General features: G+C 67.5%; 14 protein-coding genes. 6 read left to right on the forward strand and 8 right to left on the reverse strand.

Annotated elements, in window-relative coordinates; genetic code table 11:
- The first annotated feature begins 188 nt into the window (after positions 1 to 188).
- The 3 genes from ACWELQ_RS20930 to ACWELQ_RS20940 all read left to right on the forward strand — a co-directional run bounded on the left by ACWELQ_RS20930 (position 189) and on the right by ACWELQ_RS20940 (position 2587).
- Positions 189 to 1304 (forward strand): hypothetical protein, encoded by a 1116-nt coding sequence (locus ACWELQ_RS20930; RefSeq protein WP_452398716.1) that lies wholly within the window; start codon positions 189 to 191, stop codon positions 1302 to 1304.
- Positions 1305 to 1306: 2 nt separating this feature from the next.
- A complete protein-coding gene (locus ACWELQ_RS20935; RefSeq protein ID WP_452398717.1) occupies positions 1307 to 2332 on the forward strand; it encodes a phosphotransferase family protein in 1026 nt (341 codons plus the stop codon).
- A gap of 84 nt (positions 2333 to 2416) precedes the next feature.
- Positions 2417 to 2587 carry a hypothetical protein gene (locus ACWELQ_RS20940; RefSeq protein WP_452398718.1) on the forward strand — a complete coding sequence of 57 codons (171 nt, stop codon included), beginning with the start codon at positions 2417 to 2419 and terminating at the stop codon, positions 2585 to 2587.
- A gap of 51 nt (positions 2588 to 2638) precedes the next feature.
- Here ACWELQ_RS20940 and ACWELQ_RS20945 read toward each other — a convergent pair whose 3' ends face one another.
- Positions 2639 to 4168: an MFS transporter gene (locus ACWELQ_RS20945; protein ID WP_452398719.1), complete on the reverse strand. Its 1530-nt coding sequence runs from the start codon at positions 4166 to 4168 to the stop codon at positions 2639 to 2641.
- 156 nt (positions 4169 to 4324) lie between these two features.
- Here ACWELQ_RS20945 and ACWELQ_RS20950 point away from each other — a divergent pair, with 156 nt between their 5' ends.
- Positions 4325 to 5068: a TetR/AcrR family transcriptional regulator gene (locus ACWELQ_RS20950; RefSeq protein ID WP_452398720.1), complete on the forward strand. Its 744-nt coding sequence runs from the start codon at positions 4325 to 4327 to the stop codon at positions 5066 to 5068.
- A 24-nt stretch (positions 5069 to 5092) separates the two neighbouring features.
- Here ACWELQ_RS20950 and ACWELQ_RS20955 read toward each other — a convergent pair whose 3' ends face one another.
- Positions 5093 to 5818, reverse strand: coding sequence for an SDR family oxidoreductase (locus tag ACWELQ_RS20955; protein WP_452398721.1), 726 nt, complete (start codon positions 5816 to 5818; stop codon positions 5093 to 5095).
- Between the two features lie 99 nt (positions 5819 to 5917).
- On the opposite strand from ACWELQ_RS20955, the gene ACWELQ_RS20960 reads away from it, so the two are divergent.
- Positions 5918 to 6496, forward strand: coding sequence for a TetR/AcrR family transcriptional regulator C-terminal ligand-binding domain-containing protein (locus tag ACWELQ_RS20960; RefSeq protein WP_452398722.1), 579 nt, complete (start codon positions 5918 to 5920; stop codon positions 6494 to 6496).
- Here ACWELQ_RS20960 and ACWELQ_RS20965 read toward each other — a convergent pair.
- The 6 genes from ACWELQ_RS20965 to ACWELQ_RS20990 form a co-directional block, all read right to left on the reverse strand.
- Positions 6468 to 7112 (reverse strand): MerR family transcriptional regulator, encoded by a 645-nt coding sequence (locus tag ACWELQ_RS20965; protein ID WP_452398723.1) that lies wholly within the window; start codon positions 7110 to 7112, stop codon positions 6468 to 6470. The two genes, ACWELQ_RS20960 and ACWELQ_RS20965, sit on opposite strands and share 29 nt — an antisense overlap.
- A gap of 89 nt (positions 7113 to 7201) precedes the next feature.
- The gene (locus ACWELQ_RS20970; protein WP_452398724.1) at positions 7202 to 8659 is read right to left on the reverse strand and encodes a catalase; all 1458 of its coding nucleotides are present in this window, start codon (positions 8657 to 8659) and stop codon (positions 7202 to 7204) included.
- 76 nt (positions 8660 to 8735) lie between these two features.
- A complete protein-coding gene (locus ACWELQ_RS20975; protein WP_452398725.1) occupies positions 8736 to 9548 on the reverse strand; it encodes a tetratricopeptide repeat protein in 813 nt (270 codons plus the stop codon).
- Positions 9545 to 10567, reverse strand: coding sequence for a tetratricopeptide repeat protein (locus tag ACWELQ_RS20980; protein WP_452398726.1), 1023 nt, complete (start codon positions 10565 to 10567; stop codon positions 9545 to 9547). The genes ACWELQ_RS20975 and ACWELQ_RS20980 overlap by 4 nt, the downstream gene beginning before the upstream one ends.
- 42 nt (positions 10568 to 10609) lie before the next feature.
- Positions 10610 to 11881, reverse strand: coding sequence for an AAA family ATPase (locus ACWELQ_RS20985; RefSeq protein WP_452398727.1), 1272 nt, complete (start codon positions 11879 to 11881; stop codon positions 10610 to 10612).
- A 177-nt stretch (positions 11882 to 12058) separates the two neighbouring features.
- On the reverse strand, positions 12059 to 12250 hold the full coding sequence (locus tag ACWELQ_RS20990; RefSeq protein WP_452398728.1) for a hypothetical protein: 192 nt from the start codon (positions 12248 to 12250) through the stop codon (positions 12059 to 12061).
- On the opposite strand from ACWELQ_RS20990, the gene ACWELQ_RS20995 reads away from it, so the two are divergent.
- A partial coding sequence (locus ACWELQ_RS20995) for a serine hydrolase (RefSeq protein WP_452398729.1) occupies positions 12249 to 12655 on the forward strand: 407 nt, incomplete at its 3' end. The two genes, ACWELQ_RS20990 and ACWELQ_RS20995, sit on opposite strands and share 2 nt — an antisense overlap.

The raw sequence follows: 12655 nt of genomic DNA on the forward strand, positions 1-12655 counted from the left end.
GGTGGCCAGGAGCACCTGGGCGTCCAGGTGCGGGTCACGCGGGCGGCCGGGGCCGGTGCGGGCGGTCGCCTGGGTCACGGCGGGGTCCCCCTCTTGCGGGCATCGATGGGAATTTCTGAAACAGGTTACATCTTGGCGTGATTTCAAATACGCTACGCCGCGTATTCTAATTCAGGAGGAACCGTCAGATGCTGACGCCCCAGGACGAACTGCTCGCCCACCAACTTCCCACCACCTTCGACCACGTGCAGCAGAGCGATCTGCGCTGGACCGAACGCGTCGTGCTGTACGGCTTCGACACCACCGGCGAGATCAGCGTGATGACCGGGATGGCGCGCTACCCCAACCGGAATGTGCTCGACGCCTACGCCATGGTCACCATCGGCGGCAAGACCGCCCACGTGGTCCGGCTCTCCCGGGAGATCGGAGACCGCTACGACGGCATCGCGGACTGGACCGTCGGGCCGTTCACCTACGAGGTCGTCGAACCGCTGCGCAAGGTGCGGGCCACCCTCGGCGACAATGAGCACGGGGTGCGGTTGCAGCTCGAGTTCGACGGCCAATTCCCGGCCTACGAGCAGGAACCCGCGTTCTTCCGCAGCCGCGGGCGCGTGCGCGAGGACGCCCGGCGGTACTACCAGAACGGGCGCGTCTCGGGTTTCCTCGAGGTCGAGGGCAGTCGCTTCGAGATCGATCCGGAGACCTGGTGGTTCGGGCGCGACCACTCCTGGGGCACCCGCCACGGCGGGGGCGGCGGCAGCCTCGGCGAGGGCGAGGGATTGCAGCCCGGCGAGATCCCGGACGGGGTCCTCTACTACATGGGCATCTTCCAATTCGAGGACGAGCTGGTGCATTTCGCGCAGCGCGAGACCGCCGACGGGCAGCGCTGGCACTTCGAGGGAACGGTGCTCGCGCCGCTCGACTCCGGGCGGCAGCCGGTGCCGATCATCAGCACCGACCACGCGCTGACCTTCCGCGAGGACTTCCGGATCGTCAGCGGCGGCAGCTTCACCGTGCGCAGTGCCGATGGGCGCGACCGGGAATTCACCATCATCCCGGTCTCCGACTTCTGGCCCGGCATAGCCGGATACGACCACTACCGCGGATACGCCTCGGGGCTGTGGAAGGGAGCCGACTGGAGCGACGGATTCACCGCCGACCTCACCGATACCGCCGACCTGCGCCAAGCCAGCATGCTCAGCGAGACCTTCTGCCGGATCGAGACCGAGAGCAAGGTCGGCTACGGGCTGGTCGAAATGGTGTTCATGGGGCGCAATGCGCGCTACGGGTACGCGGGGTTCTGACCGTGAGCACCACTCGAATTCCCGCCGAGCAGCTGAGCCGGGCATTGGAACCGGCGGTGCGCGCGCACCTTCCGGTTTCGGAGTCCGCGCGGATCCGCAACCTCACTCGGACCGAGCGCGGATTCGCCACCGAGACCTACCTTTTCGAGATCGAGGACTTCTCCGGGACCACACCGCTGGTCCTGCGGCGGCCACCCGACCTGTCACTGTTCCCCGACTATGACCTGCTGCGCCAGGTGCTCGTCATGCAGCGGTTGGCCCCCACCTCCATTCCGGTGCCGACCGTCACCTGGCTCGAGCGCGGCGACACTTCACTCGGCAGCCCGTATTTCGTCATGAACCGGCTGGAAGGGCAAGCGCCGAGCGACTTTCCGTCGTATCACGCCGCCGGGAACTACTTCGCGGCCACGCCCGAGCAGCGGGCCCGCATGTGGTGGGGATGCGTGGACACCATCGCCACGGTCAACCAACTGGACTGGCAGGCACTGCGATTGGATTTCCTCGGCTTTCCCCGGCACGGCAGCGGTGTCATCGAGCAGGGCGTGAACTACCTCGACGCGGCACTGCACTGGGCCTGCGAGGGCCGGGTGCCGGAGACCTACCGCCGGGCGGTCGCGTATCTACGGGACAACCGCTACGAGCCGGACCGGGCCACCCTGTGCTGGGGTGACGCTCGCATGTCGAACATTCTCTACGACGGCGAGTTCCGGGTGCGGGGCGTGCTGGACTGGGAGATCGCGCATCTCGGGGCACCGGAATCGGATCTGGCATGGATGCTGTTCCTGGACTGGGCCTGTAGCGAGTACGAAGGACATCCGCCATTGCCGGGGACGCCCACGCGGGCGGAGACCATCGCCTACTACGAGAAGCTCACCGGATATCAGGTCCGCAATCTCGAGTATCAGGAGATCTTCTCGGCGGCGCTGCTGTCGATTCCGCTGCTGCGGATGACGCATCGCGTGCAGTTGCCGCCGGAAATGAACATCACCGGATTCTGCACCGCCCGCATCGAGGAATTACTCGGCTGACGTTTGTCGGCGACTCCGGTTACGCTGTCGCCGCATATTTCATTCGATCGGGGGGTTTCTTCGGTGCTGCGCGTAGGTGTTTGGATGGTCATCCTGGGCTTCGGCTCGCTGCTGCTGGCCAAGGCCAATATGCATTTCATCCTGTTGGCGTGGGCGGACGACATGCAGCCGGGGTTCGGAATCGGGCTCGGCGTCCTCGGGGTGCTGGTGGCGGTGGCCGGGGTGGCCACGCAGGCCAAGGACAAGCAGGCATAACGCAAATGACTGTGCCCCCGGCATTTCGCCGGGGGCACAGTCGCATTGTCGCTACCGGACTTCGACCAGTTCCGATTCGGTCGGTGCGTCTTCCGGTGCCGACTTCGCGCCCTTCATCAGGAAGAAGGCGATCACCGTGGCGGCCAGCACTGCCGCGCCACCCGCCAGGAAAGTCACCGACATGGCGTGGGTGAAGGCGTCACGGGCCGCGGTCAACAGCGTGCTGTCACCCGTGGCGAAGGCTCCCGCGATGCTGTCGCGGGCGGCCGCCGGAGCATCGGAAGGCATTCTGCCGGTGTAGGTTCCAGCGAGCACCGCACCCAGTACGGCCACGCCCAGCGCGCCACCGGTCTGCTGGATGGTGTCGTTCAGGGCCGAGCCGACACCGGCTTGCTCCGGCGGGATAGCGCCCATCAGCGCGCCGATCGCGGCGGGCATGGCTAGACCGGCGCCCGCTCCGACCAGGGCCATGGCCAAAGCCGCGGACCAGAAACCTGAGTCGGTGTCCAGGGCGGCCAGCGCACCCGAGCCGACGGCCAGCACCAGCATGCCGGCCAGGGTCAGCGGGCGAACACCGAACTTCTGCACCAGCCCGGCACCCGCACCCTGGGCGATCAGGGCGGCGAAGGCCAGCGGGGTGAAGGCCAGGGCGGTCTTGACCGGCGTATAGCCGAGCACGAACTGCAGGTACTGGGTCAGCAGCAGGAGCAGACCGGCATTGGCGAAGGTGACCAGCACCAGCGAGAAGCTGGACCCGGTGAAGATCTTGTTGCGGAACAGCTGCAGCGGCACCATCGGGTGCTCCGCCTTCACCTCACGAATCATGAAGGCCACCAGGAAGACCGCGGCCGTCACCATCGAAATCCAGGTTCCGGCAAGGCCCTTGGTCGGGAACTCGATGATGCTCCACACCAGCGCCACCGTGCCTACCACGGACAACGCCATGCCTGGCAGATCGGTCGGACGCGCGGGACCTTTGGACTCGGGCATGAGGGACAGCGCGGCCACGATGGCCACCGCGGCGATCGGCACATTGATCAAGAACACAGCGCCCCACCAGAAGTGCTCGAGCATGACACCGCCCAGCACCGGGCCGCCGACCATGCCGATCATGGCGACACTGCTCCAGGCGGCGATCGCCTTCGGGCGCTCCTGTTCGTCGAACACGGTGATCAGGATGGACAGCGTGCTCGGCATGATGAGCGCGCCGCCGATCGCCATGACCACCCGGCCGGTGATCAGCATGCCCGAGGTGGTGGCGTACGCGGCCAGTAGTGAGGCCGCGCCGAAGAGCACCAGGCCCAGCACCATCACCAGCCTGCGGCCGAAGCGGTCGGAGAGGCTGCCGGTGGTGAGCAGCAGGCCCGCGAAGACCAGGATGTAGGAGTCGAGCACCCACTGCAGGGCCTGCGGCCCGGCATGCAGGTCGGTCGCGATCTGCGGCAGGGCGACGGTGAGGATCATATTGTCGATCACCAGCACCAGCGAGCTCAGGCAGAGTACGACCAGGATCAGCCAGCGCTTCGGATTGCGCTGCGCCGCAGGCGATGTCAGCGCCTCGGTCACATTTTCGGCAGTCATTTCAAGTCCCCTTCGAGAAGCTTGTCCGCACACTGTGCGGCGTTGTCGAACACTGTACGGTCGCCGTACAGTGTTCGCAAGGGGGAACGGTGTACGGAGGGACGAACGGCGTTCTAGCTGGGTTTATGCTGTTCCGCAGACGAAGGAGGAAGAGCCATGGCGGCCAATGCGCAGGAGTTCTCGTCGGTGTGGACCCGGCCGGAACGACAGCGGCGGGAACAACCCGCGCTGAGCCGGGAACACATCGTGACCGAAGCGCTCGCCCTGCTCGATACCGAGGGCTACGACGCGCTGAGCATGCGCAAGCTGGGCAGCCGCCTCAATGCCGGGGCCACCTCGCTCTACACCCACGTCGCCAACAAGGACGAGATCGTGGAGCTGGTGATCGACACGGCGTTCGGCGAGGTTTCGGTGCCCGCCGACATCGTGGCGGAGAACTGGTCCGCCGATCTGCTCGCCATGGCGCGCGATATCCGCGACACCATCCTGCGCCACCCCTGGATGAGCATCGCCATGACCGGAGCCGGACTCGCCTACCTCGGGCCAAATCTCATGCACCTGTCGAACACCATGCTCGCGATCCTCGAGGCGGCGGGCTTCGACGACACGGAAGCCGATCGCGCCTCGAATGCCATCTGGGCCTTCGTCATCGGCTCCACCAGCCCCGAAACCGCCATGCTCACCAGCGTTTCCCGCAGCGGGCTGAGCGAAAAGGAATGGTACGACCGGATGATGTCCATGTCGCTACAGGCGGTACAGGGCTATCCGCACGTCGCGAAGCGCTACGACGTCTACCGGGAACTCGATCCCACCCAGGCCAGGGCCGATTTCTTCGACTCCGAGCTCGGGCTCATCCTGGACGGACTGGAGTTCCGGCGCAGTCGTGCGGCCGGGAAATGACCGGCCGCACAGACTGATCCGGGATCAGCGGCCCGTCGCCAGGCTGGTTCCGCCGTTGGCGTCGAGCACGACGCCGGTGATGAAGCCGTTGGTGGCCAGCATGTGGATGGCGCGCGCGATGTCCTCGGGACGGCCGACGCGACCCACCGGAGTGGTGGCCACCAGGCCGTCGAACAGGGCGCGGCGCTGCTCCTCGGGAACCCGGTCCCACCACGGGGTGTCGATGACGCCCGGGGAGACGGCATTGATGCGCAGCGGCGCGAGTTCGACCGCCAGCGGCGGGACCATGGCGTCGAGCGCGCCGTTGATGGCGGCCAGGCCCGCGGTGCCGGGGAAGGCCGAGCGGGACGAACCGGCGGTGATCAAAGTGACCGAGCCGTTCGGATCCATGTGCGGGAGTGCGGCTTTCAGGATGCGGACCTGGGGCCAGAACTTGCCGTCGAAACCGGCGGCGAGCTGGTCGAGATCGAGGTCCACGAAGGGGCCGCTGCCCGCCGAGCCGCTGACCGCGATGACCAGATGGTCGATGGTCCCGGCCTGCGCGAAGAAGGTGTCGATCTCGGTCTGACTGGTGGCGTCGAGCGCGTAGCCGGTGGTCTTGCCGCCGATGCGTGCGATGGCGGCGTCGAGCTTGTCGCGGCCGCGTCCGGTGATGATGACCTCCGCGCCATCGGTGGCGAAGGCGGTGGCGGTGGCCTCGCCGATGCCGGAGCTGCCACCCATGACGACGACGCGCGGTGTTGTGCTCATGTCGGAAAACCTCTCTGTCGCTGTCCGTCTATTCTTACGGAACTGACAGTCTCGACAACGCGGAAACCGAGACTTTTAGTCTCGACAAAGGAGTGATGTGTGTCTCACGAACGACCGCACACCGGGCGACGCCGCAACGAGGCCACCCACCAGGCCATCCTCGACGCGGCCCTGCGGCTGCTCGGCGAATCCGAAGGCGCGGCGGTGACCATCGACGCCATCGCGCGGGCGGCCGGGGTGGGCAAGCAGACCGTCTACCGGTGGTGGCCGTCGAAGGGCGCGCTGCTGCTGGACGCGCTCACCGAGCGGTCGCGACTCCAGGTGCCGACGCCCGACACCGGGTCGGTGCGGGCGGATCTGCACGCCATCATCGCGGCGACATTCCGTGGGGCGCAGGAACCTTCGACCGCGCCCGCGCTGCGCACGCTACTGCGCGAGTCGGCGCAGGATCCGCATCTGGCCGAACTGTTGCAGACCTTCACCGCGCAACGGCGGGACGCGGTGCACGCGGTGCTGGCGCGGGGGCAGCAGCGCGGGGAGATTCTGGCGGACGCGGATCTGGGGTTGATGGTCGACGAGTTCTACGGGGTGTTCTGGTACCGCTTCTTCCTCGGGCACGCGCCCATCGACGACGCGGTGGCCGAGCGACTCACGGATTCGATTCTCGCGCGGTACTGAAGAATTCGGCTGAGCGGTCGGTCTGGGCGAGATGACGCAGGGCGCTGATCAATTCGTCGCCGAGCACATTGCCGACCACCACGGTCTCGGCCATGCTGTCGATGTCCTCGCGCTGCGCCAGCACCGACATGTCCAGCTCCGCAATGGGTTCCACCGCGCGGGCGTACTCCTCGACGCGGTCGGCGATATCGCCGTGGCCGAGCTGCCGCAGCGCGCCGATCACCTCCGCCGCCGTGTGCACCGCCGGATTGTCGCGGCCGACCCGCCAGCCCAGGCGGTCCAACATGGCCCGCACCTCGGCCAGGGCGGCGGTGCGGGATTCCGCGTCGCAGAAGGCGATCGAGCGGGTGGCGGTGTGCTGGGCCGCGCCGAGGATCTTGTGTGTGCCGAGATCCGGATCGTCCAGGGCGGCGATCACATCGCGGGCCGAGGCGATAGACAGGCCGCCGACATCGATCAGGGCGCGGATCAGGTGCAGGCGGCGCAGGTGGGCGTCGTCGTACTGCGCCTGGTTCGGGCCGGTCGACTCCCCCTTGGGCAGCAGGCCCTCCCGGACGTAGTACTTGATCGTCGGGGTGGACACGCCACTGGCCTTGCTCAGCTCTCCGATGCGCATCGGACCTCCTCGTCGCCGCGGCGTTTCGACCCCATCATGGCAAAGACCCGCAACGCCGAGGGCGATGCGGGTCCGTGCGGGGGTGCTGTTTACGCGAGCTGCTCGCGAACGGCCACCTCGATGCGCTTGCCGAGATCGGCGTCGACGCTCTTCCAGTAGTCGAACACGCGGCTCAGGATGGGCTCACGCACGCCACCGAGGATGTGGCCGGAGACGTTGGCCACCAGGCGATCCCGCTGTGCGTCGTCCATGACCTCGCGGACCAGGGTCCCGGCCTGCGCGAAGTCGTTGTCCTCGCGGTGGGTGATGTACCCGGCACGGGTCATGGTCGCGTCGAACGCCCACGCGCCGTCGTCGATGGCGCGGGCCTGGTCGGCGTGCGCGCCGCCGAAGGAGTTGGGCGCGTACACCGGAACGCTGGCGGCGTTGTGCGAGAACCGCATCTGGCCGTCCTGCGAGTACGAGTTCACCTGCGCGGCCTTGGCCCGGTTCGGCGGCAACTGCGCGTGGTTGGCGCCGATGCGGTAGCGGTGCGCGTCGGCGTAGGCGAACACGCGGCCCAGCAGCATCTTGTCCGGCGAGAAGGCAATGCCCGGAACCACGTTCGAGGGCGCGAAGGCGGCCTGCTCGATGTCCACGAAGTAGTTCGCGGGGTTGCGGTTCAGGGTCCAGCGGCCGACCTCGATGAGCGGGTAGTCCTGCTGCGACCAGACCTTGGTCAGGTCGAACGGGTTGAAGCGGTAGTTCTCCGCCTCGGCGACCGGCATGATCTGGACCTTCAGGGTCCAGCTCGGGTGATCGCCGCGCTCGATGGCCTCGTACAGGTCGCGACGGTGGAAGTCGGCGTCCTTACCGGCCAGCTCGTCGGCCTCGGCCTGGGTCAGGGTCTGGATGCCCTGGTCGGTCTTGAAGTGGTACTTCACCCAGAAGCGCTCGCCCGCTTCGTTGATCCACTGGTAGGTGTGCGAGCCGAAGCCGTCCATGTGGCGCAGGGTGGCCGGGATGCCGCGGTCGCCCATCAGCCAGGTCACCTGGTGGGCGGTCTCGGGACGCAGGGTCCAGAAGTCCCACTGCATGTGCGCGTCGCGCAGGCCCGAGCCCGGCAGGCGCTTCTGCGAGTGGATGAAGTCGGGGAACTTGATCGGGTCCTTGATGAAGAACACCGGGGTGTTGTTGCCGACGATGTCGTAGTTGCCCTCGGTGGTGTAGAACTTCACCGCGAAACCGCGCGGGTCGCGCCAGGTGTCGGGGCTGCCCTGCTCACCGGCGACGGTGGAGAAACGCACCAGCGACTCGGTGCGGGTGCCCGGCTGGAACAGCGCGGCCTTGGTGTAGCGGCTCACATCGCCGGTCACCACCAGTTCGCCGAACGCGCCCGAACCCTTGGCGTGCACCACGCGCTCCGGAACCCGCTCGCGGTTGAAGTGGGCAAGCTTCTCGATCAGATAGTGATCGTGCAGCAGGATCGGGCCCTGGGTGCCCGCGGTGAGCGATTCGTTGTCGCTGGGCACCGGGGCGCCGGAATTGGTGGTGGTCGCCTTGGTCATGGGTTCGAGCCTGCCGAGTTTTCTGGAACTAGTCAAGAAAACTGAGCCGGGTCTGAGTAAACAAAGATGTATACAGTCAGCCCGGCAGCAGGTGGGCCAGGAAGTCGGCGAGACGTGGATAACGCCGGACCAGCCGGACCGCCGCAGGATTGCGTCTGGCCAGGGCATCCAATCGATCCTGCAGGGCGATCAGCCGCAACTGGGCGCGGACCGTATTGCCCCAGCGCGGGTCCGTCGCTCCGATCCCGCGCAAGCCCCGCACCGCCGCTTCCCGGTCGCCGCGGGCCAGGTCGAGCAGTGCCAGGTCGAACCGTGCCGCGGCATTCTCCGGGTCCAGTCGCAGCACGGTGCGGAGCGCGGCCTCGGATTCCTCGCGGCGATCCAGGTCCTCACCCAGAATGTCCGCGCGCATCTGGTGCGCGACAACGTTTTCCGGATCGATCTCGACCGCGCGATCGATACTCGCCAGCGCGGCCCGCGGATCGTCGCCGCGTTGTGCCGCGGCCAGCACCCGGAAGCTCTCGGACGCGAGCGGGTCGAGTTCGACCGCCCGGCGCGCGGCCTCGAGGGCAAGGTCGGTCGCCGCCCGCCGCAGTGCGGGATCCCGTTCGCCCAGGGTGGTTCGCAAGGCCGCATAGACGCGGACTCGCCAGATGTAGGCGCTCTCCGGAGCCAGTCGCAATGCGGCCGCGGTGAATTCCAGCGCGCGCTCGCCGTCACCCAGCATCAGCGCGACCTTGCCCATGTCGGCCAGTGCGGTCGCGTTGTCCGGGTCGGCCGCAAGCACCTCGGCCAGCAGCTCGCGCGCGTCGCGGTAACGGCGCAGGGCGATCAACGCTCGCGCCTTCGCGATCTTGTCGTGCGCGACCGCGTCCTTCTTGCCTGTCATCGCGGGGTGGGAGGGGCGGGTATGCGGTAGGTGGGGAAGTTCGAGGGCCAGGTGGGGATCGGGGGCATCGGAGGGATGGTGAAGTGTTGGAGGTAGGAGGGGAAGGTTGGTGGGGGTGAGTAGTAGTTGTGCTGGGAGGGGGTGGAGGAGTCGTGGGAGAAGGCGGCGGCTACACCGCGGATGAGGATCAGGGCCACGAAAGCCGCGGCGATGCGGCCGAAGCGGCGACCGCCGGAACTGCGGCCAGAGGAGGGGGCCGGTACGGGGGCGGGCGTCGGGCGGTCCACGTACGGGTCGCCTGCCGTGCGGCGGGCCTGTAGTTCGTCCTGTTTCGCCATGCGGGCCAGCTGGTCGCGGACGGCCGGGGCGTAGGTCGGGTCGAGTTCGGCGACGCGGCGCAATTGGGTTGCGCCCTGCTGTCTTTCGCCGCGATCCACGGTGATCAGGGCGAGTTCGTAGAGGGCCTCGGAGTTCTCCGGGTCCAGGCGCAGCACCTCGCGGAAGGCCGCCTCGGCCTGCGACATGGCGTCGGGGCCCTTGATATTTCGGCGCAGGGTCAGCCCGCGCAGCGAGTGGACGTGCACATTGTCGGGATCGAGTTCCAGGGCCTTGTCCAGATTCGCCAGCGCCGCGGCGGGATCGGTATCCCGTTGCGTGGCGGCCAGAATCCGCACGTTATCCACATTGTCGGGATCCAGCTCGACGGCGCGGCGTGCCGCCGCGATCGCCTTCACCCGCAGCTCCCCCGCGGCCTCCCCGTTCCCGGCGCGAGCCAGTTGCAACTCCGACAGCGCCCGCACCCGCCAGACGAACACGTCGTCCGGCGTCACCCGCAACGCCGCCCCCGAAAACTCCAGTGCCCGGCCGTATTCGCCCATCCGATAGGCCACATTGGCCATATCCGCCAGGGCCGCGGCGTTCTCCGGCTCGCTCGCCAGCACCTCCGCCAGCATCTCCCGGGCCCCGTCGTACCGGCCCAGATCCGCCAGAATCCGCGCCTTCTCGATCTTCTCGCTCACTTGCCCCTACTACTCGGAATCACATGCCAGGTTCGGGGCGGCTCATCGGTCTTTGCGGGCGCGCATGTAGGCGGCGAGTTCGTCGTAGCTGCCGTCGTTGTTGGCGAATTCGACTACGTTGCGGGCGGATTCGAACCAGGCGCCGGTGCTGGGGCGGGTTTGGGTGAGGGCCGCGGCGATGTCGTCCATCCGGACGGGGCGGACGGTGCCGGTGCGGATGGAGTCGGCCATGGCGAGTTGGGTTGCGGATTTGCAGATTTGGGCGAGATCCGCGCCGGAGTAGTTCTCGGTGCGGGCTGCCACCGTGGTGAGGTCGATGCCCTCGATCGGGCGATCCTTCAGGTGGTGGCGGAGGATCGAGATGCGAGCCTCGGTGTCGGGGAGGGCTACCAGGACCATGCGGTCGAAGCGGCCGGGGCGGCGCAGGGCGACGTCCACGTCCCAGGGGTGGTTCGTCGCGCCGATGATGTAGACGCCCTCGTTGTCGCTGGTCATCGAATCCATCTCGGTGAGCAGCTGATTGACCGTGGAGCGCAGGGAACTGGAACCCGAGAGGTGGCTGCGCTTGTGGCCGAGGGCATCGATCTCGTCGAAGAACAGAACGCACGGGGCCTTGCGGCGGGCGGTGCGGAAGACCTGTTTGAGGTTGTATTCGCTGCGGCCGGTGTACCAGTTCAGGATGTCGGCGATCTCGATGGCGTAGAAGTTCGCGCCCAGCTCGCCCGCGACCGCCGAGGCCACGAAGGTCTTGCCACAACCCGGCGGGCCGTAGAGCAGCAGGCCGCCGCGGGCACTGGTGCCGAACGCCTTGGCCAGTTCCGGATTTCGCACCGGACCCAGCAGCGACAACTCCAGCTGCTGTTTGACCTGCTCCATGCCGCCGACATCGGCGAGGGTGAGCTTGGGCTTCTCGAACAGCCCGACATCACCCTCGACGTAGACCTCGGACTTGTCGTTCACGAAGGCCGGCTGGATGATGTCGCCGACCTGTTCCTCGGCGGCATCCCAGTCGTAGCCGGAGGACTGGGATTCCCGGGCCTGGGATTCCCGGGCCGCATCGGAAGCCGGTGCCGCCGCGACGGATTCCTCGACAGCGGCCACCGGCCCGGCCAACGCCGCGGTACTCCGCCGCAGCAGCGCCGTCACCTGCTCGTTGGCCGGATCCTGGGCCAACGCCGTGGCGCACTGCGCGAGCGCCTCGGCATGCCTGCCCTTGGCGGCCAGCAACTCGATCACACTGATCCGCACCGGCAACAGCTCGGGATTGGTGTCGAGCACGGTCAACAGGTTGGTGATCACCGGATCGTCGGTCAAAGCTCCCCCAGAGAAAGTGCGCGGTTCTGAGGCGAATGCTAAACGCTACGGGTGACACCGGACACCTCCCGGCGACCGTTGCCCAGATCACATCGAACCGATCGGAATAGATCCGCCGGGCGGCCGGTTGATCAGATTCGCTGGCGTCGGAACAGCCCCGGGCCGCACCCTTCGTCGCTACGAGCGACCACTCGCCGAGAGGCGCTTGTTGGGCGTCAGCGCTTTCTTCGCGGCAGCTGTCCGCGAGCGGACGCCGCCAGTCACCCCCGTCTGGCGGCGTTCCGCGGTTTCGCCGGTGGTCCGGGCTAGCCTGAAACGCATGCGGCGCATGCGCAGGGGGTTGGCCGGCGCGATGGCGGTGGTCTTCATGACGGGCAGTGTGATCATCGGCGGTGTCGCGGGGGCGACGCCGGGTCCGATGCGTTGCGCCGAACCGTCCGGGCGGGATTTCCAGCGGGCGGCGCCCGAGGAGGCGGGGGTGGATTCCGGCGGACTGGCCGACGCACTGGCCTTCGCCGCCTCCCGAAACCGGTTGAATGTGCAGGTCTTTCGACACAACTGCCTGATCGGCGAGGGGCCCTTCAATGCCGAAACCGGTGGCGTGCCGTGGAATGTGTGGAGCGTGACCAAGAGCGTCGTGTCACTGCTCGCCGGAATTGCCTGGGATCAAGGCGCACTCGATATCGACGCGCCCCTGGACCGTTATCTGCCGCCGGGTGTCGGCGATGCCGAACATCGCGCGATCACGGTGGAGAATCTGCTGCAGGAAACCTC

The sequence above is a fragment of the Nocardia sp. NPDC004722 genome, assembly GCF_053601505.1.

Coding starts and splice junctions, on each gene's coding strand:
- ACWELQ_RS20930 (WP_452398716.1), top strand. CDS start 189: ATGCTGACGCCCCAGGACGAACTGCTCGCCCACCAACTTCCCACCACC.
- ACWELQ_RS20940 (WP_452398718.1), top strand. CDS start 2,417: ATGGTCATCCTGGGCTTCGGCTCGCTGCTGCTGGCCAAGGCCAATATG.
- ACWELQ_RS20945 (WP_452398719.1), bottom strand. CDS start 4,168: ATGACTGCCGAAAATGTGACCGAGGCGCTGACATCGCCTGCGGCGCAG.
- ACWELQ_RS20950 (WP_452398720.1), top strand. CDS start 4,325: ATGGCGGCCAATGCGCAGGAGTTCTCGTCGGTGTGGACCCGGCCGGAA.
- ACWELQ_RS20955 (WP_452398721.1), bottom strand. CDS start 5,818: ATGAGCACAACACCGCGCGTCGTCGTCATGGGTGGCAGCTCCGGCATC.
- ACWELQ_RS20965 (WP_452398723.1), bottom strand. CDS start 7,112: ATGCGCATCGGAGAGCTGAGCAAGGCCAGTGGCGTGTCCACCCCGACG.
- ACWELQ_RS20970 (WP_452398724.1), bottom strand. CDS start 8,659: ATGACCAAGGCGACCACCACCAATTCCGGCGCCCCGGTGCCCAGCGAC.
- ACWELQ_RS20975 (WP_452398725.1), bottom strand. CDS start 9,548: ATGACAGGCAAGAAGGACGCGGTCGCGCACGACAAGATCGCGAAGGCG.
- ACWELQ_RS20990 (WP_452398728.1), bottom strand. CDS start 12,250: ATGAAGACCACCGCCATCGCGCCGGCCAACCCCCTGCGCATGCGCCGC.